The organism is Streptomyces sp. CB02414, assembly GCF_001905385.1.
In the GTDB taxonomy this organism is placed as follows: domain Bacteria; phylum Actinomycetota; class Actinomycetes; order Streptomycetales; family Streptomycetaceae; genus Streptomyces.
This window is the reverse complement of sequence record NZ_LIPF01000004.1, coordinates 1-18,765: the sequence shown is the minus strand read 5'-3', so window position 1 is coordinate 18,765 and position 18,765 is coordinate 1. Positions and strand designations below refer to the sequence as shown.

Genomic DNA, 18,765 nt, shown 5'->3' with positions numbered 1-18,765 from the left:
ACCGATCCGACCCCGTCGACGAGGACACCCCGTGAATCTGCTGCTCCTGTCCAACTCCACCCAGTACGGCCGCGGCTACCTGGAACACGCCCTCGACACCGTGACGGGCTTCCTGCCCGGCGGTGCGCGGCTGGCGTTCGTGCCGTACGCCCTCGCGGACCACGACGCGTACACCGCCAAGGTGCGCGGCGCGCTCGCCGGCGCGGGCATCGACGTGCGGGGCGTGCACGAGGGCGGTGACCCGCTGGCGCGGCTCGGCGAGGCGGACGCGGTGTTCGTCGGCGGCGGCAACTCCTTCCGGCTGCTGAGCGCCCTGTACCGCACGGGACTGCGGGAGGCGCTGATCAAGGCGGTCGGCGACGGGCTGCCCTACATGGGGGCCAGCGCCGGTACGAACATGGCGGCTCCCTCCCTGCGCACCACCAACGACATGCCCATCGTCGAGCCCCCGTCCTTCGAGGCGCTGGGTCTGGTGCCGTTCCAGATCAACCCGCACTACCTCGACCCGGACCCCGCCTCGACGCACAAGGGCGAGACCCGCGAGGAGCGGCTGACGGAGTTCCTGGAGGAGAACGACGTGCCCGTGCTCGGGCTGCGGGAGGGTTCCTGGCTGCGGGTCGACGGCGAGCGCGCGGTTCTCGGCGGCGAGCGGGACGCGCGGCTGTTCCGTCGGGGCTCCGAGCCGCGCGAGCTGGCCGCGGGCTCGGACGTGTCCGAGCTGCTGCGGGTGAGGGCGGCGTTCGACGCGCGGGGGTAGGCGCGAGGACTTGAGCGCCCGCGCGGTCTGTCGGGCCCGCCCGGTCGTCAATAGCCTGGTGCGATACGGCCGTTGTCGACCGAGGAGTCCCATGTCCACCGCGCAGCAGGTCCCCGACATCCTCTCCCCCGAGTTCGCGGCGAACCCCTACCCGGCCTACCGGATGATGCGCGAGAGCGCGCCGCTCATCCGGCACGAGGCCACCCAGAGCTGGATCGTGTCGCGCTACGAGGACGTGGAACGCGTCTTCAAGGACCGCGCGGGGCAGTTCACCACCGAGAACTACGACTGGCAGATCGAGCCGGTGCACGGCAGGACGATCCTCCAGCTGAGCGGCCGCGAGCACGCGGTCCGGCGGGCGCTGGTCGCCCCGGCCTTCCGCGGGGCCGAGCTGCGGGAGAAGTTCCTGCCGGTCATCGAGCGCAACTCCCGCGAACTCATCGACGCCTTCCGGCACACCGGGCGGGCCGACCTGGTCGCCGACTACGCGACCCGGTTCCCCGTCAACGTCATCGCGGACATGCTGGGCCTGGACAAGGCCGACCACGACCGCTTCCACGGCTGGTACACGTCGGTCATCGCCTTCCTCGGCAACCTCTCCGGCGACCCCCAGGTGGCGGCGGCCGGGGCGCGCACCCGGGTGGAGTTCGCCGAGTACATGTTCCCGGTCATCCGGGAGCGTCGCGAGAACCCGGGCGACGACCTGCTGTCCGCCCTGTGCGCTGCCGAGGTGGACGGGGTGCGGATGAGCGACGAGGACATCAAGGCCTTCTGCAGTCTGCTGCTCGCCGCGGGGGGCGAGACCACCGACAAGGCCATCGCGAGCATCTTCGCCAACCTGCTGGCGCATCCGGAGCAGTTGGCGGCCGTGCGTGAGGACCGGAGCCTGATCCCCCGCGCCTTCGCCGAGACGCTGCGGTACACCCCGCCCGTCCACATGATCATGCGGCAGACCGCGACCGAGGTGGAGCTGAGCGGCGGCACCATACCGGCGGGCGCGACCGTCACCTGTCTGATCGGCGCGGCCAACCGGGACGGGAACCGCTACCACGACCCGGACCGTTTCGACGTCCTCCGCGACGACCTCACCACGACGACCGCGTTCTCGGCCGCCGCCGACCATCTCGCCTTCGCGCTCGGGCGGCACTTCTGCGTCGGCGCGCTGCTGGCGAAGGCCGAGGTCGAGACCGGCGTGGGCCAGTTGCTGGACGCCATGCCCGACCTGCGGCCGGCCGACGGGTTCGACGTGGTGGAGCAGGGGGTCTTCACCCGGGGCCCGCAGTCGCTGCCGGTGCGGTTCACGCCGCCCTCGTCCGTCACGGCACCACGGGCGTGAAGAGTGCCGGCAGGGCCGTCAGTCCGCGCATCCAGATGGAGGGCCGCCAGGTCAGCTCGTCGGGGTCGACGGCGAGCACCAGGTCGGGGAGGCGTTCCAGCAGCGTCTCGACCGCCGTGCGGGCCATGACGTCGGCGAGCAGCGGTGCCGGGTACGGGCACCGGTGCTCGCCGTTGCTGAAGGACAGGTGCGCGGAGTTCTCGGCGCCTACGTGCGCCTCGGGCCACAGCTGCGGGTCGGTGTTGGCCGCGGCGAGGCCCAGTACCAGGCAGTCGCCGGCCCGGATCTGCCGGCCGCCGAGCTGGGTGTCGTTCACCGCCCAGCGGCCGATGAAGTTCTGGGTGGGCGTGTCCAGCCACAGCACCTCGTTCAGCGCCTCGCCGACGCTGAGCCGGCCGCCCGAGACGTTCATGGCGAAGCGTTCGTCGGTGAGCAGCAACCGGAGGGTGTTGCCGATCCAGTTGGCGGTGGGCTGCTGGGCGGCGGCGATGACGGAGATCAGGTCCTGGACGATCTCCTCGTCGGTCAGCCCCGCCGGGTGCGTCAGCATCCGGGAGGTGACGTCGGGGCCGGGCCGCTCCCGCTTCCGGCGTACCAGCCGGTGGATGCGCTCGCCCACTCGCGCGTACGCGGCGACCGGGTCGTCGCCCTCCGCCGCGTCCAGGGAGACGCGCAGGTCCTCGACGAGCTGCCGGGTCTCGTCGCCGCTGTGCGGCATCCCGCACATGCGCACGGCGGCGCGCATCGGCAGGGCGTGGGCGTAGTCCCGCATCAGCTCGGCCCGGCCGCTGCCCGCGAAGGACGCGATGAGTCCGTCGGCCAGCTGACGGCAGTCACGGGCCAGTTCGAACTGGTCGACGCCCGCGAGGGCCTGCGAGATCACGCCGGCCCGCCGCCGGTGTTCCTCGCCCTCGGTGAACAGCACGGACGGCTGGTGGCCGACGTAGGGCAGCAGTGGCCAGTCGGGCGGGATGGCGTTCCACTGGTTCCAGCGGCGCGAGTCCCGGGCGAACAGCTCGTCGTGGCCGGTGACATAGCTGACCTCGGTGTAGCCGAGGACCAGCCAGGCGGGGATGCCGCCGTCCAGGAGCACCGGGGCGACGGCGCCGTGCTCGGCGCGCAGGCCGCGGTAGAGCTCCGACGGTGTCTGCTGGTACTCCAGTCCGGCGAGCGCCACGGCCTTGTCGTGCGCGGGGCACGCGGGCGGTGCGGTGCGGTCGGGAGCGGGGTCGATGTCGGTCACGGTGCGCTCTCCTGGGCCAGGGCCAGTCGGTAGAGGTGGTCCACGAGGGTGACCAGTACGTACTTGCCCGAGGTCCGCACCCGTGCGTCGCAGTCGATCAGCGGTACGTCCTCGGTCAGGGCGAGTGCCTGCCGGATCTCGTCGAGGGAGTGGCGGGCACGGTCGTCGTCGAAGCGGTTGACGGCCACCACGAACGGGGTGCGGTGGTGTTCCAGCCGGTCTATCGCGTACCAGGAGTCGTCCATCCTGCGGGTGTCGACGAGGACGACCGCGCCGAGGGTGCCGGAGAACAGCCGGTCCCAGAGGAACCAGAAGCGTTCCTGGCCGGGGGCCCCGAACAGGTACAGCACCATGCGGTCGTTGAGGCTGATCCGGCCGAAGTCGAAGGCCACGGTCGTGGTGGTCTTGCCGGTGACCTCGCCGGTCTCGTCGACGCCGACGCCGGCCTGGGTCATCACCTCCTCGGTGTTGAGGGGGCGGATCTCGCTGACGGAGCGGACGAGGGTGGTCTTGCCGACGCCGAAGCCGCCCACGACGACGATCTTCAGGCCGGTCTCCGCGGCGTGGGTCAGGGGCGTGCGGCCCAGGGCCGTGACGGCCGGTGAGGGTGGGTCAGAGGTTGCGGAGCCCATGGAGCACCTCCTGGAGAAGGGCGGTATCGGGGTGCGACGCGGTGGACTGCCCCAGGCGCGGATGGCGGGCGGTGATCCGGCCGGTGGCGAGCAGGTCGCCGAGGAGGATGCGGACCACCGTGATCGGCAGGCTCAGCTCGGCGGCCAGTTCGACCACGGCCGTCGGGTGCCGGCACAGGTCGAGGATGCGGACGTGTTCCGACTGCATGCCGGCCGCCGGCTCGCATTCGCTGACCACCAGCGTGACCAGGTCGAACGAGTCGTCGGCGCGGCTGCGTCCGCCGGTGACCGTGTAGAGCCGGTCGGGTTCGCCGGTGTCCACGGGCCTGCGCGTCACGGCGTACTGCTCCCGGGAACGGCGTGGCGCGGCTCGGCGCGCAGGTGCTCACCGATCTGCTCGACCATCTCGGTCATCTGGTGCCCGACCACTCCGGGGTCGGCGTCCTCCACCGCGACGAGGGCCAGGTGCGCGCCCTCGCCTGCCTCCACGATGAAGAGCAGTCCCCCGTGGAACTCGGTCATGGAGTGCCTCACGCCGCCGGTTCCGTCGCCGAACTCGACGGAGGCGCCCTGGGCGAGGGCCTGGATGCCGGAGCAGATCGCGGCGAGCTGGTCGGCCCGGTCGAGGGTGAGGTGTTCGGTCCAGCACAGCTTGAGGCCGTCGCGGGAGAGGACGAGGGCGTGCCGGGTGCCGGGGGTGCGGTCGAGGAGGTTCTGCAGGAGCCAGGTGAGGCTGTTGTCGGTGGTCTGCATGGTGGGTGGGGGGACGGTGGTTCCTGGTTCTGCGGTCACCGGCCCGTTCCTCCAATCTCACGAGCTCGAGGGCGGTTCGGTCTCGGGTGCCCCGCCGGCCGCCCCGCTGCGGCGGCCGCGGTGGAAGGCGCCGAAACTGGAGCCGGCGTCCCGGGGCGCCGTCGCCGCCCGGTCCGGCGTCCGGCGGTGCTGCTCCCGGCGTTCACGCTCGGCCGCGGCCATCGTGCGGCCCGGGGAGCGCACCGGCAGCCCTCCCTCGGTGGCGGGCGCGGGGCGGGGTGGTGTCGGCGGCTGTTCGGGGAGGTCGGGGCGGACGTCCGGGACGCGCCGCCTCTCCACGGGGGCCTCGGCGGCCGGGGCGGGGCCGGGGACGGTGAGGGCGCCGGTGGCCGTACGGCCGAGCGTCGCGTACGGTCCGGGGTCCCGCTGCTGGGCGAGCAGTTGTGGCGGGACCAGGACGACGACGCCCGTGCCGCCGCGTGAGGAGGGCCGGTAGCTGACGCCGATCCGGTACTTGGCGGCCAGCCGTCCGACCACGGCGAGGCCGAGCCGCGTGCCCTGGAGCTGGGCCAGGTCGTTCATGCGTCCCGACACCGCCTGTTCGGCGTGGCGCATGGCCGCGTCGGCCATCTTCAGTCCGCTGTCCTCGATGGTGATGACGATTCCGGCGGTACGTTCCTCCACGTAGACGTGGACCTCGTCGATGGGCGGCGAGAAGTTGGCGGCGTTGTCCATCAGTTCGGCGAGGAGGTGCATCACGCCCTCGGCCGCGTACCCGGAGATCGCGGCTCCGGTGGAGCAGTGCATGCGGACCCTGCGGTAGGCGGCGATCCGGCCGACGGCGCCGCGCAGGATGCTCTCCATCACGATGGGCTTGTTCCAGGCCCGGCTGGAGCGTCCGCCCATCAGGAGGGCCAGGCGGTCGGTGACGAGGCCGAGCTGCGAGGTGCTGTGGTCCAGGCGGAGCAGGTCGCCGAGGACTTCCTCGCCGTGGCGGTCCTGCATCTCCCGCAGGTCGGCGAGCATGCCGACGGCCTTGGCCTGGACGCGGCTGAGGGACTTGGCGGCGGCCGCCTGCGCCGCGGCGGTACGCCGTTCGCTGTGGGCCAGTTCCCGGACGAAGAGCTCGGCGCAGGCGCGTGCCTGCGGGCCGCGCGGCCACTCCAGTCCGGCGAGGACGACGTCCGCCGAGGTGCCGTCGCGCAGTTTCTCCACCGCGGCGGGCAGGGTGCTGCTCGTGAGGTGCTCCAGTTCCCCGGTGAGCCGGCGCGTCTCCTGAAGCGCCTGACGGTGGCGGGAGTCGGCGTCCGCGTACTGCCGGGCCGCGTCCTCGGTCAGCACGGCGAAGCTCTGCACGACCTGGCGCAGGTGCGCGCCGGAGACGGGCGCGGTGTTCGCCACGGCCTCCTCGGCGCTCACGCCGTCGCGGACCTGCTGGGCGATGCCCGGCAGGGCCACGTTGACCAGGTGTGCGAAACCCGCGCTCTCGTGGGCGATGCGGGCCTTGAGGGCGCTGATCTCCGCCCTCCGGTCGGACGCGGTCCGGCGCGCCCGCCCGACCAGGTGGGAACCGAGTACGACGGCCACGGCGACGCACAGCCAGGACGACACGGCGAGGGTCGCGGTCCAGCTCCGGGCGGTGTCGGGGGCCGCCGCCCAGGCGGCGCCGGCGGCCGCGGCGGCCGCCGGCAGCACCACCAGGGGAACGGCGGGGGCGGTGCGGCGGGCTTTCTGCGCCCGGGGCGGGGTGGGGGGTGCAGACACTGACATTCCGCGGTCCCTCTGGTCCTTGAGAGCGGGGAAAAAGGGCGGGCCGACAGGTGTCGGCGGGCCTGCGGCTCATGCTAGTCAGCGCCCGGTGCGCGTAAGCCGGACCGACCGCGGACCCCACCGAGGAGCGAACTTCCCTGGCATCCCGCCGGTCGAACGCAGCAATGTGATACAGGCGTTCTGGGGCGCCGCTGTCCGACCGGTGGCGGGTATGTAGGGTGGCTTTCGCGCACACCCCCCGAGCCCTTCCGGTAGGAGCCGTCCCCATGTCCCAGCGCGGCAGGCACACCCGAGCGGTGACGCTGCTTCGTTGTGCGCTGGCGATGGTCAGCATGGTCGTCGCCGTGCTGTGCGTGGCGGGGGCGGGCCGTTCACCGGCCTCGGGCGCCGCTGAGGAGAGTGCCGTGGCCGGCCCCTCGGCCGCGGTCGCCGTACTCGCCGTCGACCGTGCCCCGGGCGACGAGGTGTCGCCCGCGACGCCGCGTCCGTGCGAGAAGAAGGGCCTGGCCGAGCAGTCGTCGACGCGCGGGGACCTCCGCGTTCCGGAGGCGCCGACCGCCGGCGCCGCGGACTCGGCCGCCCAGCGCGGGACGGCCCCGCCGGCCGTCCGTGCGACCGCCGGGCCCGCGCCGCCCGCCAGTTGTGCCAGTGCCACCTCGACCACCGTTCTGAGGATCTAGACCGGCCCGTTCGTGCCGCGTCCGCCGCATCCTCTCGAACGGAGCATTCCCATGCCCTCCTCCTCCCGGTCACCGCGCCGGGCGGGAGCGGCCCTCGTGTCCTGGCGGCCCGCCCAGTGGGCCGCCGCCGGGGCCGGTGCCGTCCTGACCGCCGCCGTCGTGGGCGTCCCCACCGCGGTCGTGCCCTCGCCCTTCTTCTCCCGCACGGTCCCCGTCCAGTGGTGGAACTACCCGGTGCTGGCGGCCACCGCCGTGCTCGCGGGCCTGGTCCTGGCCACCTTCGTGCGCCCGCCCGGGGCATCCGCCACGCCGCGGACCGACGGTCCCGGCAGCAGGCTGGGCCCCCTCGGCGGGGTGCTGTCCTTCCTCGCCGTGGGCTGTCCCGTCTGCAACAAGGTCGTCCTGCTGCTCCTCGGCAGCTCCGGCGCGCTGACCTACTGGGCCCCGCTCCAGCCGGTCGTCGCCGTCGCCTCCCTGGCGCTGCTCGCCGAGGCGGCGCTGCGCAGGCTGTCGACGGCCGAGGCCTGCCCGGTGCCGGCCCGCGTCTGAGCGCCGGCCGCGGCCCTTCCCCCTTTTCTTCCCTCGTTCCTCCTTCCGTGGAGTCGACCCATGAACGCTGCATCACGCCTGCCCGGCAAGTCCCGTCCGACGCCGCGCCGCCGGCTGCGGGTGCTCCTGGCCGCCCTCGTCCTCGTGGCCGCCGTCACCGTCGCCGCCGTCTCCCTGGGCGGTGGCGGCGGGTCCGCCGACCGTCCGGCGACCGCGTCGTCCTCCGGCCCCGCGTCCGCCGCCCCGCCGGCTGATCCCGCGCTGCTCGCGCTGGCCCGCCGGGACGCCGACGACCCGTACGCCCTGGGCAAGCCGGACGCACCCGTCGTCCTGATCGAGTACTCGGACTTCCAGTGCCCCTACTGCGGCCGGTTCGCCCGCGAGACCAAGCCCGAACTGCTCCGCGACTACGTCGACAAGGGCGTCCTCAGGATCGAGTGGCGCCACTTCCCGATCTTCGGCGCGGAGTCCGAGCAGGCGGCCCGGGCCTCGTGGGCGGCGGGCCGGCAGGGCCGGTTCTGGGAGTTCCACGACACCGCATACGGGGAGCCGCGCGAGCGCAACAAGGGCGACTTCGCGGAGAAGGAACTGGTCACCATGGCCGAGGAGGCGGGCGTCGAGGACCTCGACCGCTTCCGCGCCGACATGGCCTCCGCCGCGGCGGACGAGGCCGTGAACCGGGACATCGAGGAGGGCTACGCGCTCGGCGTCAGCAGCACCCCCGCCTTCCTCGTCAACGGACGGCCGATCCTGGGCGCCCAGCCCACGGACGTGTTCGCCGAGGCCATCGAGGCGGCCGAAGCCGCCGGGGAAGCGCGCGCCCAGGGCGGAACCGATGAGTGACCCGGGCTTCGCGGTCGCCTTCCTCGGCGGGCTGCTGGCGCTGCTCAGCCCCTGCTCGGCCCTGCTGCTGCCGGCGTTCTTCGCCTACTCGTTCACCAGCCGCACCCGGCTGCTGGGGCGGACCGCGCTGTTCTACGCCGGACTGTGTCTGACCATGGTGCCGCTCGGCGTGGCGGGGTCGCTGGCCGGGCGCCTCTTCTACGGGCACCGTGACCTGCTGGTCACGGTGGGCGGCTGGCTGGTCGTGGCCCTCGGGGTGGCACAGGTGCTGGGCCTCGGGTTCGGTTCGCGCCGGATGCAGCAGGCGGCCGGGGCACGCCGGTCGGGTTCGGCACTGTCCGTGACGGCGCTGGGCGCGGTGTACGGGCTGGCCGGCTTCTGTGCCGGGCCCATCCTCGGCAGCGTCCTGACGGTGGCCGCGATGGGGGGTGATCCGTGGCGCGGTGGGGCGCTGCTCGCGGTGTACGCCCTGGGCATGGCCGTGCCGATGTTCGTGCTGGCGGCGCTGTGGGACCGCTTCGACCTGGGCCGGCGGAACTGGCTGCGTGGCCGGCCGGTACGGCTGGGACCGCTGCGGACGCACTCCACGTCGCTGGTGGGCGGGGTGATGTTCATCGTCCTGGGCGCGGTCTTCCTGCTGTTCGACGGCACTTCGGCGCTGCCGTCCCTGCTGGGTGTGGACACCGAGTTCGCCTGGGAGCAGCGGATGAGCGGGGTCGGGGAGGCCGTCTCCGACCGTGCGCTGCTGGGTGTGCTCGCCCTGGTGGTGGCGGTGGGGGCGCTGGTCGTCCTGGTGCGCGGGATGCGGGGGCCGCGGCGCGGCGGTACGGAGGAGCGGTAGGGGTTCCGCCAACACCGTCTGGGTGACTGTGAGATGCGGCCGGGCGGGACAGCGGATCGGATGGGTGCCATGCGCAAACCCATAGCCGTGGCGTCCCGCCACTCACGCCGCCTGCTCGCGTCGGGCGTCCTCCTCGCCTCCCAGTCACTCCTGCTGACCCTGTCCGCGGTCCCCGCCTCGGCCGACGGCGCGGGCGCGACACCCGCCCGCGGCACCGCCCACATGGGCATGGGCGTCCTGGCCCACGAGGGCGTCCAGGGGGTGCCCGCCGGTACCCGCGTCGCCCAGACCGAGGGCGTCGACGTCTCCAGCCACCAGGGCAACGTGGCCTGGTCCACCCTCTGGAAGAGCGGGGTGAAGTGGGCCTACGTGAAGGCCACCGAGGGCACGTCCTACCGGAACCCCTACTACTCGCAGCAGTACGACGGTTCCTACGACACCGGCATGATCCGCGGCGCGTACCACTTCGCGATCCCGGACGGCGCGAGCGGTGCCGCGCAGGCCGACTACTTCGTCGACCACGGCGGCGGCTGGTCCAAGGACGGCCGGACCCTGCCGGGTGTGCTCGACATCGAGTACAACCCGTACGGCGCCACCTGCTACGGCAGGACGGCGGGTCAGATGGTCGACTGGATCGGCGACTTCCTGGACCGCTACAAGGAGCGCACCGGCCGCCACGCGGCCATCTACACCTCCACCAACTGGTGGAAGCAGTGCACCGGCAACTACAGCGGCTTCGGCGACACCAACCCGCTGTGGGTCGCCCGGTACGCGTCGAGCGTGGGCGAGCTCCCGGCAGGCTGGGACTTCCACACGATGTGGCAGTACACCTCGACCGGGCCGACCGTCGGGGACCACGACAGGTTCAACGGGGCGCTCGACCGCGTCAAGGCTCTGGCCAACGGCTGACGCCACCGTACGTCCGCCGTACCTTCTCCGTCCGTCCGCCGGCCCGCCGGGGCCGGCGGACGGCTCCGTCAGCGGTCGGAGAGGGAGGCCAGGACGCCGGCGACCTGCTCACGCACGACGTCGCGGGCGCCGGAAGGCAGGGCGCCGACGTCCGTGCGTTCCAGGGCGCCGAGCACCTGGTCGGCGCTCCCGTCGTCGCACGGCGCGCTCTCGCTGAGCACCTCGTAGCCGTCGCGGACGGCCACCCGCAGGTGGCGGCTGCCCTCGTCGTCGGTGTGCACGGCGGTGGCGACGACCAGGGGCGGCGGGCCGCCGGCCTCGGCGGGCTGCTTGCGGTAGCCGCTGGCCACCGGGGTGCGCCAGCGCAGACCTAGGAGCAGGTGACGCTTGGCCAGGACCTCGGCCAGGTCGGTCTCGTAGGCGCGGTCCGGTCCCAGGACCGTCGGACGGGCGTCCAGGACGAGGGCGGCAGGCAGCAGGCAGCGCAGGCTGCTGCCGACTATGTTCCCGCCGACCGTGGCCGTCCGGCGTACGGCGCCGGTGCCCACCGTGCCGGCCGCCCGGCGCAGCACCTCGGGCACGCGGTCGTCGATGCGGTGCAGGACCACGGCGCTGCCGAGCGCCTCGGGTTCGAGCACGTTCGCCTCCGGCAGGTCGCGCAGCGACATGGCCAGTGCCGGGAAGCCGTCCCGTTGCCAGGCGGCCCACACGAGGGTGGCCCCGCCGATGGGCACCGCTCCCTCCGCCATGCACTCCTGCGCTTCGGACACGGACGTGGGCAGACGCAACAGCATGGCGATCGACCTGCTTTCCCGGCGGGCGGCGGTACGACGACGTCTCGCCTCCCGCCGCGTGATCACGGCCACTGCGCATTGTCCGTTCGGCCACGGGGGCGCGTACAGGGCTCACTCACCGGCGATGTGCGCTGTTCGCGCGCCGGAGCACCACGCCGGAATGCGTGCCGACGGTCACAGACGCTCGGCGAGGAAGCGCAGCAGCGCCGCGTTGAAGCGCTCGGGCTGCTCGGCGCCGGGGAGGTGGCCGGCCCCCTCGATCACGGCCAGGGCGGCGTGCGGGACGAGAGCCTGGACGGCCTCGGCCTCCGCCACCGGGGTGTAGACGTCGTCCGCGCCGACCAGCACCAGGACCGGTACCCGGACCGAGGCCAGGACGTCCCGGTAGTCGGGGCGTTCGGCCCGGCCGCGCAGCGCGGCGGCGGCGCCCCGGGGGTCGGTGGCGCACATCGTCTTCAGGACGCGGGCCGCCACGTCCGGCATCGCGGTGACGTTGTAGGCGGCGAGCATCTTGTCGATGACCTCGTGCGCGTAGCCGTCCATACCCTCCGCGAGGAGCCGGTCGGCCAGCCGGTTGCGGAACGCCTTGCCCTCAACGGTCTCCGCGGGTGCCGAGGTGTCGGACAGGACCAGTGCCCGGACCCGCTCCGGGTGACGCAGCTGGAACTCCATGGTGATCTGTCCGCCCATGGAGACGCCGCCGACCACCGCGCGTTCGATGCCCAAGTGGTCCAGGAGCGCGGCGAGGTCGTCGGCGAAGTCGGCGAGCAGCACCTTGCCGTCGGTGACACTGCTGCGGCCGTAGCCGCGCAGGTCCGGGGTGACCACCCGGTACCCGGCCGCCGTCAGAGCCGTCACCTGGGGCGCCCACAGGGTGCGGTCGAACGGATGTCCGTGGACCAGCAGGAGCGGGAGCCCCGTCGCAGGGCCGGAGTCGTCGTACTCGATCGTGGCGCCACGCAGGGCTGCGGAGTTCATTCGGGGCACTCTATCCGCCCGAAGGAACGCACAGGTGCTCGGTCAACTCCGTGCGCAGTTGCTCCACTTCCTTCCGGACCAGGCCGGGCACCTGTGCGTTCCACTGTGCCGCGGCACCGTCCAGCGCCTCGGCGAAGGCCCGGTGCGCGCGGCGTCCGGCCACGGCCATGGCGACGGGGAGGAGGGGACGCGCGAAGGAACGGCCCCTGACGCGCGCCTTCACGGTCACCCGCCAGCGTCCGTCCGGAGCCGGTCGCGGCACGGCCGTCACGGTGGCGCGGGCGAGTGCGTGCGTCACGGTCCCGCTCACCGGCGCGGCAAAGGAGCGACGACCGTGTCCGGCCGCCGACGGCCACCAGCTGCCGAGATCCAGGCGCAGGCGTCCGGTGCCGCCGAGGTACTTCGCCCCCTTCTCCCCGCCGGTCCGCACCGTCGCCTCGAGCCACGCCTCGCGCGGCCGGTCGGCGCTCCGGACGCCCAGTACGCAGGCCAGCCGGGCGCGGTGGGCCGGATCGTCGTCCTGCGTGACGACCTCGAGTGCCGTCTCACGGCGGCGGTCCCAGGCGAGCACGGTGACGGTCGGTCCGGTCTCCGGCCGTCCGTCCGCTCCGCCGGTGGCCCGGTAGCGGGCGCCCGGCCGCAGGTGACGCCCCTCGGTCAGGACCAGGTCGGGCAGCGGGCGCCCGTCGGGCAGCCGCAGCGTCGCTCCGTCGGCCTGCGTGCCTTCGGCGAGGTCGTGGAGCATGCCGGGGCACGACTCCAGCAGGCGGCGGGGCACGGGGACGAGCGTCACGGTGTGCTGGAAGCGGGCCATGGGGACAGGATGGCTGCCCGGGAGCGTCGGGTCATGGGGGCGGTCCGGCAGGGTCGGCCCGCGGTTGGCTGCCGGTTTCCGGACCGCCCGTCACCGTCGTCGGTGCGTCACGCGGCGGTGGTCACCGGCACGGGGCGCTCCGCGTCGTTCAGCCACTCGATGAGGGAGCTGCGGGCTCGGGCGACCCGTGAACGGACCGTCCCTATCGGACAGGCGCTGACGTCGGCCGCCTCCGCGTAGGGCAGCCCGAGCATCTGGGTGAGGACGAACGCCTCCCGCCGCTCGTCGGGGAGGGTGGCCAGCAGGTCGGAGAGGGCGATGCCGTCGTCGAAGCCCGGCAGACCGCGCGGCTGGGTGCGTTCGGCGGCAGACTCCCAGTCCTCCGTCGCCGCCTGCCGTGGCCGGGAGGAGTTGTAGCGGATGTTGTCGACCACCGCGCGGCGGGCGATGGAGAGCAGCCAGGTGCGGGCCGAGGACCGCCCCTCGAAGCGGTGCAGGCTGCCGAGGGCCCGCAGGAACGTGTCCTGGGTGAGGTCGTCGGCGCTCTGCGGGTCGGCACCGAGGAACGTCACGTAGCGGCGGACGTCCCGGTGCAGGGCGCGTACGAAGTGCTCGACCGCGTCGGGGTCGCCGGTGCCCGCGGCGAGCGCCCAGGCGGTGATGGACGCCTCGTCGGCGTCCGGGTCCGGCTGCCGGCGGGCAGGGGGCAAGGCAGGAGTGATCACCTGTGTCCGTCCTTGTGTCGGGATCAGGAATCCGGTCTCCGGGCGGGCGCGTCCGCGCGGGACGGGCAGGCGGCACGGAGGGACCGGTGACGGGGTTGCGGCCGGGCGCGGGAGCGCGCGGCCGGTGCCCGGGGCGCGACGCCGTCGGCTCGACGGCTCGACGGCTCGGCGGGATCGCCGGCGGCCTCGGGGAGCCTGCTGTCGTCAGGCGACAGCGCTCCGGGCGGGCGGGCCCCGGGAGGTGATCGCATGGGCGAGGGTGAGGCGGCGCGGTGCCCGGTCGGAGGCCGCCCGGCCGGGGCGGACCCGGGGCCGGTGCGGCGGCGCGGCCGGCCGCAACGGCAGGCGCAGCGGAGCGACGAGCCGGGCGGCGAGCGACCGCACGATGCGGAACGCGGCGCGCTCGCCGTGGGCGAGCCACAGTCCGCACAGCAGCGCGGCCACCAGGTGGGCGGCGAGCATCCCCGAGGGGGACATGCCGCCCATGGCGTGACCGACGGCGGCCGTGGCGTCCGTGGCGCCCATGCCGTGCGCGGCGTGCACGGCATGGCCGCCGTGGTCCGCGGCGCTCGTCGGCATCGGCACGGTGCCCGGCTCCGCGCCCGGAGGTGACGGCATCCGGCACAGCAGGACGTCCAGCCACCGGCGTACGAGGGACGCGTCGCCGGCGGAACCGGGGTGCGCCGTCGCCTGGGCGAGCGAGAAGGCGGCGTGCAGGACGGTCTGCGCGGCCACCGCGAGCAGGACGACGGCGGCGGGGCCGCGCTCCCGGCCGGCGAGCCACCAGGCGGCCGTGCCCGTCGCCGACGCGCCCGCCGCCACGGCCCACCAGGGCACGGCCGCGCCGGACATCAGGAGGTGGCCCAGGGCGGCGAGCAGCACACAGACGGCCGCGAACACCGCGGCCCGTACCGTGCGACAGCACCACCCTGCTCTCATCGCGGCCTCATCCTCGCATCCGGGCTTCCGTGATCACCGGTGAGTACGGATTCCGGTCCGGCTCCCCACTCAATCCGACGCCTGTGAGCCACGCCATACCCCTGCACACCTGACCTCTCACACGCCGCACCTCACGCACGTACGGTCGGACGGCGGGCGCGTCCGGTTCCCGGCCGTCCCCGTGTCGTCGAAGCGGCGGGAGCGGAGCGGGGTGCACCGGCGCACGGCTGCCGTCCGCCGTGCCTCCGCGCCGGGCGCGGTCCGCGCGTCCATGGCCGGCGCGCCGGGTATCTCCCCGGCATGACCGAACCTCACGGGCTGGAGCCCGTCGCGACGTTCTGCGGCGACTGCGACTGCGGCTGCCCGCAGCTGTTCGTCGATCCGGCCGCCCCCGCGGAGCAACGGATCGTCCTGACCGACGACTTCGGCCAGCGCGTGCAGATGAGCGCCGACCAGTTCTCGTCGCTCGTCGAGGAGGCGAAGCGGGGCAGGCTGGACGGCATCGCGGCGCCCTGACCGGCCCGGCCGGGCCGGGCCGACGGACACCCGCCCCCGACCGCCGTGCGGCCGGGCGGGTGAACGCCTCGCCACCACGACGGTCGCGAGCCGCCTCACGGGGAACAGGGACAGGCATGCGCGCACTCGTCATCAACTGCACCCTCAAGCCCTCCCCCCAGCCCTCGAACACCGAGGCCCTCGCCGGCACGGTCATCGCGGCTCTCAAGGGCCACGGCGCCGAGGTGGACGTCGTACGAGCCGTCGACCTCGACCTGAAGCCCGGGGTCCAGACCGACATGGGCGAGGGCGACGACTGGCCCGGCGTGCACGAGAAGCTGCTCTCGTCGCAGATCCTGGTCATCGCGTCGCCGACCTGGCTCGGCCGCCCTTCCTCGGTCGCCCAGCGGGTCCTCGAACGCATGGACGCCATGCTCTCCGAGACCGACGACGAGGAGCGCCCCGTCGCCTACAACCGCGTCGCGGGCGTACTGGTCACCGGGAACGAGGACGGCGCCCACCACGTGATCAGCGAGATCAGCGGGGCGCTCACGGACATCGGCTACACCATCCCCGGCCAGGCGTGGACCTACTGGCACCTCGGCCCGGGCCCGGGCCCCGACTACCTGGACGACGACCGCGGCCACGACTGGTCGGCCTCCACCGGCCGGGCCATGGCCTCCAACCTCGTCCACGCGGCCCGAGCGCTCAGCGCGATGCCGCTGCCCGCCCCTCCGTCCTGACGATTGGCTCGTCGCCGGCGGGAGACCCGTCCTCCCCGGCCGTGCATGTCTGCCGCCGCCGATGCGGGGCATTCGTGCAGGTGCAACGACGTACGAACCGTATGAGGAGCTGAAGCCCGCCATGACGCACGACCTGACCCCGAAGTACACGGTCCCCGGCATCGAGCGCGAGGCCGCCGGGCGGCTGATCGGCGTGCTGCGCATGCGTCTGCACGCCCTCAACGACCTGCACCTGACCCTCAAGCACGTGCACTGGAACGTCGTGGGACCGCACTTCATCGCGGTGCACGAGATGATCGACCCCCAGGTCGACCAGGTGCGCGAGATGGCCGACGACGTCGCGGAGCGCATCGCCGCGCTCGGCGGGGTGGCACAGGGCACGCCCGGCGCCCTGGTCTCCGAACGGAAGTGGGACGACTACTCGATCGGACGGGCCGACGCCATCGCCCACCTCGGCGCACTCGACGTCGTCTACACCGGCGTGGTCGAGGGGATGCGCGCGGCGGTCGAGGAGGCCGGGAAGATCGACCCCGCCACGGAGGACCTCCTGATCGGGCAGCTCAGGGACCTCGAGCAGTTCCAGTGGTTCGTGCGGGCCCATCTGGAGAGCGCCGGCGGCACCCTGGCCACGGGCACCGCGACCTCCGAGACGGAGGCGGCGGAACGCGGGGCGGAACTCGGCTAGGCGCCACGGGCGTGACATCGCGGGGCCGACCGCCGGGCCGTAGGCGCGGTCGGCCCCCGTGTGCGCGCCCTGTTCGCCGGGCTGGTGCTCAGCGTCCGCGGCGTCCCCGACGCCCGATGAGCACCCCGGCGAGGATCAGGTCGGCGACCAGCACCCCGACGCCGACGACGAACAGGTAGAACAGCCCTTCGGCGGCCAGTCCGATCACCCCGAGGACCAGCGCCACCAGCAACAGCAGCAGGAACAGGCTCATGGCCGTCTCCCCTCGGGAAAATGCGCCGGACGGTTCAACGCCGGCCGAGCCGCCGCTCGCCCCGGCTGCCCTGCTCGTACGGCAGGTCGTAGTGGGCGAAGACCGCGCCCTCCTCCTCGGCCGCGAGCTCGCCGTCCGGGTCGATGCCCGGCGCGTCCTTCACCAGGCCCTTGTCGTAGGTGACCTTCAGATAGCCCGGGCCGACCGTGGCCTTGTCGACCGGGACGAACACCAGACGCCGACGGGTCGGCAGTCCGATGGTGACCGCCGCGAACGCGGGCCGGTCGGTGGCGGTGTCGAAGTAGATGGACTCGAGGGTGCCGATCTTGCGGCCGCCGCTGTCCACGACGTCCTGGCCCCGCCAGTCACGGATGTTGTCGGCTTCGAACATGTTGTGTGTTCCCTTCGGAGGACGCGCTCACTGTCTTGTTCCCCGCTTCCCTCGCCCGTCGCATGTTCTGTCCTCTTTCCGGCGTACGACGCCCGCCCCGCGATAGGCTGCCTGGCCGGACACCCGGCGGATTTCCGAAGGAGACCGAGTGTGGATGCCACAGGCCCCACGGGCGGACCGTCCCGGGACCGGGGCGGGGCCGTGCTGGAGGTGGGTCCGTTGCCCGGCCGTCCCGGCATCCGTGCCAGCGGAGAGATCGGCGTGACCACCCGCCGGTCCTGGGAGAACGCTCTCACCGAACTGTCCCGGCGGCACGCGGACGTGTCCTACGTGGAACTGTCCGGGGTGCGCTTCGTCGACGTGGCGGGCGTGGCGGCGCTCGCCGTCACGGCCATGAACCTGCCCGGCGGGCGGGTGGTCGTGGAGCAGCCGCCGCCACAGCTGCCCCGGGTGCTGGAACTGTTCTGGCCGACGCTGCGACGGATCGAGGTGGCACCGCGATGACCACGGTGGACACCGGGGAGACCTTCTCGCACCCGGCCCTGTTCTACCGCTCCGAGGGCGAGTACGCCGACCGGACGGTGTCGTTCGTACGGGAGGGGCTGGCCGCCGGTGAGCCGGTGGCGGTGGCGGTGCCGGCCCCCAATCTCGGGCTGATCAGAAATGGGCTGGGAACCGACGCGCGGGACGTCACCTTCCTCGACATGAGCGTGGCCGGGCGTAATCCGGGGCGGATCATCCCCGGTGTGCTCCGGGCGTTCGCCGACCGCCACGACCGGGGACGGGTACGGATCATCGGCGAGCCGGTCTGGGCCGGGCGGAGCGCGGCGGAGTACCCGGCGTGCGCGCAGCACGAGGCGTTGATCAACGAGGCGTTCGCGGGCCGTGCGGCGACCATTCTGTGTCCGTACGACGAGACCCGGCTGGACGCGGACGTCCTGGCCGACGCCCTGGTCACCCACCCGACGGTCATCGACCGGGGCGGCGAGCGGGCCAGCGGCGCCTACGACTGGCGCGCGGTGGTCGCCCGGTACAACGAGCCGCTGGGCCCCGGGCCGGGCGCCGCCGTCCTGGGCTTCGGTACCGGGGAGCTGCCCGAGGCGCGCCGCTTCGCCGTCGACCGGGCCGGCTCCCTCGGGCTCTCCGAGCGGCGGCTGCCGGACGTGGAACTGGCGGTGGCGGAGCTGACCACCAACAGCGTGGTCCACGGCGGCGGCCGGGGAACGCTGGCGGTGTGGGCGGAGGCGGGGCACGTGGTGTGCGAGGTCCGCGACACCGGACGGCTGACCGATCCGCTCGCCGGGCGCCGTCCCCCGCGGCCGGGGCAGATCGGCGGGCGGGGGCTGCTGCTCGTGCACCACGTGGCCGACCTGGTCCGGACCCACACGGGCGACGAGGGCACCGCGGTCCGCTTCTACGTCGGTCTCTGACTCCGTCACCCACTGCTGCCACATGTCCGCTTCCACATGATTTGTGACGCTTCGTCGGCCGGGTCGACGCGCGGGCAGGCATGAGAGCCATGACCCGGGGTAGGCGGTCAGTCGTCGGCCGGTGAGCCGACGGTGACGGGGGCCGATCGACTGGGAGGGCACATCATGGCGACGACGACCGCACAGACCATCGCGCACACCACCA

Annotated in this window: 24 protein-coding genes; 12 read left to right on the top strand and 12 right to left on the bottom strand. The window is 73.6% G+C overall.

The genetic code is table 11. The features are described from left to right. Positions 1-31: 31 nt before the first annotated feature. Positions 32-757: a dipeptidase PepE gene (gene pepE, locus AMK11_RS14270; RefSeq protein WP_073726901.1), complete on the top strand. Its 726-nt coding sequence runs from the start codon at positions 32-34 to the stop codon at positions 755-757. 91 nt (positions 758-848) lie between these two features. Continuing rightward, a complete protein-coding gene (locus tag AMK11_RS14265) occupies positions 849-2,093 on the top strand; it encodes a cytochrome P450 (RefSeq protein ID WP_073726899.1) in 1,245 nt (414 codons plus the stop codon). On the opposite strand, the gene AMK11_RS14260 is transcribed toward AMK11_RS14265, so the two are convergent. Genes AMK11_RS14260 through AMK11_RS14240 form a run of 5 tightly spaced genes read right to left on the bottom strand, consistent with a single transcriptional unit; the run spans position 2,074 to position 6,491 of the window. Beyond that, a complete protein-coding gene (locus AMK11_RS14260) occupies positions 2,074-3,336 on the bottom strand; it encodes a cytochrome P450 (RefSeq protein WP_073726897.1) in 1,263 nt (420 codons plus the stop codon). The genes AMK11_RS14265 and AMK11_RS14260 overlap by 20 nt on opposite strands. Next, a complete protein-coding gene (locus AMK11_RS14255; protein ID WP_073726895.1) occupies positions 3,333-3,968 on the bottom strand; it encodes a GTP-binding protein in 636 nt (211 codons plus the stop codon). Before AMK11_RS14255 ends, AMK11_RS14260 begins: the two co-directional genes overlap by 4 nt. Then, positions 3,949-4,305 (bottom strand): DUF742 domain-containing protein, encoded by a 357-nt coding sequence (locus AMK11_RS14250; RefSeq protein WP_073726893.1) that lies wholly within the window; start codon positions 4,303-4,305, stop codon positions 3,949-3,951. Before AMK11_RS14250 ends, AMK11_RS14255 begins: the two co-directional genes overlap by 20 nt. Continuing rightward, positions 4,302-4,721 (bottom strand): roadblock/LC7 domain-containing protein, encoded by a 420-nt coding sequence (locus AMK11_RS14245; protein ID WP_382722673.1) that lies wholly within the window; start codon positions 4,719-4,721, stop codon positions 4,302-4,304. Before AMK11_RS14245 ends, AMK11_RS14250 begins: the two co-directional genes overlap by 4 nt. 57 nt (positions 4,722-4,778) lie before the next feature. Beyond that, positions 4,779-6,491 carry a sensor histidine kinase gene (locus AMK11_RS14240; protein ID WP_073726889.1) on the bottom strand — a complete coding sequence of 571 codons (1,713 nt, stop codon included), beginning with the start codon at positions 6,489-6,491 and terminating at the stop codon, positions 4,779-4,781. 266 nt (positions 6,492-6,757) lie between these two features. On the opposite strand from AMK11_RS14240, the gene AMK11_RS14235 reads away from it, so the two are divergent. The 5 genes from AMK11_RS14235 to AMK11_RS14215 all read left to right on the top strand — a co-directional run bounded on the left by AMK11_RS14235 (position 6,758) and on the right by AMK11_RS14215 (position 10,313). Continuing rightward, positions 6,758-7,171 carry a hypothetical protein gene (locus tag AMK11_RS14235; RefSeq protein ID WP_143194578.1) on the top strand — a complete coding sequence of 138 codons (414 nt, stop codon included), beginning with the start codon at positions 6,758-6,760 and terminating at the stop codon, positions 7,169-7,171. A 51-nt stretch (positions 7,172-7,222) separates the two neighbouring features. Further along, entirely contained in the window at positions 7,223-7,720 is a 498-nt protein-coding gene (locus AMK11_RS14230) for a hypothetical protein (protein ID WP_073726885.1), read from the top strand. Between the two features lie 60 nt (positions 7,721-7,780). Then, positions 7,781-8,563, top strand: coding sequence for a DsbA family protein (locus AMK11_RS14225; RefSeq protein ID WP_073726883.1), 783 nt, complete (start codon positions 7,781-7,783; stop codon positions 8,561-8,563). Continuing rightward, on the top strand, positions 8,556-9,404 hold the full coding sequence (locus AMK11_RS14220) for a cytochrome c biogenesis CcdA family protein (protein WP_073726881.1): 849 nt from the start codon (positions 8,556-8,558) through the stop codon (positions 9,402-9,404). The genes AMK11_RS14225 and AMK11_RS14220 overlap by 8 nt, the downstream gene beginning before the upstream one ends. A gap of 69 nt (positions 9,405-9,473) precedes the next feature. Beyond that, positions 9,474-10,313: a lysozyme gene (locus AMK11_RS14215; RefSeq protein ID WP_073727882.1), complete on the top strand. Its 840-nt coding sequence runs from the start codon at positions 9,474-9,476 to the stop codon at positions 10,311-10,313. 68 nt (positions 10,314-10,381) lie between these two features. Here AMK11_RS14215 and AMK11_RS14210 read toward each other — a convergent pair whose 3' ends face one another. From AMK11_RS14210 to AMK11_RS14190, 5 genes are all read right to left on the bottom strand, one after another. Beyond that, a complete protein-coding gene (locus tag AMK11_RS14210) occupies positions 10,382-11,107 on the bottom strand; it encodes an FAD binding domain-containing protein (protein WP_073726879.1) in 726 nt (241 codons plus the stop codon). 174 nt (positions 11,108-11,281) lie between these two features. Further along, positions 11,282-12,085, bottom strand: coding sequence for an alpha/beta fold hydrolase (locus AMK11_RS14205; protein ID WP_073726877.1), 804 nt, complete (start codon positions 12,083-12,085; stop codon positions 11,282-11,284). A 10-nt stretch (positions 12,086-12,095) separates the two neighbouring features. Continuing rightward, complete coding sequence (locus tag AMK11_RS14200; RefSeq protein WP_073726875.1) at positions 12,096-12,899, bottom strand: hypothetical protein; 804 nt, start codon at positions 12,897-12,899, stop codon at positions 12,096-12,098. A gap of 107 nt (positions 12,900-13,006) precedes the next feature. Next, entirely contained in the window at positions 13,007-13,624 is a 618-nt protein-coding gene (locus tag AMK11_RS14195) for a sigma-70 family RNA polymerase sigma factor (protein ID WP_073726873.1), read from the bottom strand. A gap of 204 nt (positions 13,625-13,828) precedes the next feature. Then, positions 13,829-14,563: a hypothetical protein gene (locus tag AMK11_RS14190; RefSeq protein WP_073726871.1), complete on the bottom strand. Its 735-nt coding sequence runs from the start codon at positions 14,561-14,563 to the stop codon at positions 13,829-13,831. Between the two features lie 300 nt (positions 14,564-14,863). Between AMK11_RS14190 and AMK11_RS14185 the strand changes: the two genes are divergently transcribed. The 3 genes from AMK11_RS14185 to AMK11_RS14175 all read left to right on the top strand — a co-directional run bounded on the left by AMK11_RS14185 (position 14,864) and on the right by AMK11_RS14175 (position 16,486). Continuing rightward, positions 14,864-15,079, top strand: coding sequence for a hypothetical protein (locus AMK11_RS14185; RefSeq protein WP_073726869.1), 216 nt, complete (start codon positions 14,864-14,866; stop codon positions 15,077-15,079). Positions 15,080-15,195: 116 nt separating this feature from the next. After that, positions 15,196-15,801, top strand: coding sequence for a flavodoxin family protein (locus AMK11_RS14180; RefSeq protein ID WP_073726867.1), 606 nt, complete (start codon positions 15,196-15,198; stop codon positions 15,799-15,801). Positions 15,802-15,922: 121 nt separating this feature from the next. Beyond that, complete coding sequence (locus AMK11_RS14175; protein WP_073726865.1) at positions 15,923-16,486, top strand: Dps family protein; 564 nt, start codon at positions 15,923-15,925, stop codon at positions 16,484-16,486. A gap of 88 nt (positions 16,487-16,574) precedes the next feature. Here the strand turns inward: AMK11_RS14175 and AMK11_RS38145 are convergent, their stop codons facing one another. After that, complete coding sequence (locus AMK11_RS38145) at positions 16,575-16,739, bottom strand: hypothetical protein (RefSeq protein ID WP_198941363.1); 165 nt, start codon at positions 16,737-16,739, stop codon at positions 16,575-16,577. 34 nt (positions 16,740-16,773) lie between these two features. Further along, the gene (locus tag AMK11_RS14170; RefSeq protein ID WP_073726864.1) at positions 16,774-17,130 is read right to left on the bottom strand and encodes a PRC-barrel domain-containing protein; all 357 of its coding nucleotides are present in this window, start codon (positions 17,128-17,130) and stop codon (positions 16,774-16,776) included. A 150-nt stretch (positions 17,131-17,280) separates the two neighbouring features. Between AMK11_RS14170 and AMK11_RS14165 the strand changes: the two genes are divergently transcribed. Both AMK11_RS14165 and AMK11_RS14160 read left to right on the top strand, forming a co-directional pair. After that, complete coding sequence (locus tag AMK11_RS14165; RefSeq protein ID WP_073726862.1) at positions 17,281-17,634, top strand: STAS domain-containing protein; 354 nt, start codon at positions 17,281-17,283, stop codon at positions 17,632-17,634. Further along, positions 17,631-18,560 (top strand): anti-sigma factor RsbA family regulatory protein, encoded by a 930-nt coding sequence (locus AMK11_RS14160; protein ID WP_073726860.1) that lies wholly within the window; start codon positions 17,631-17,633, stop codon positions 18,558-18,560. Before AMK11_RS14165 ends, AMK11_RS14160 begins: the two co-directional genes overlap by 4 nt. Positions 18,561-18,765: the final 205 nt, after the last annotated feature.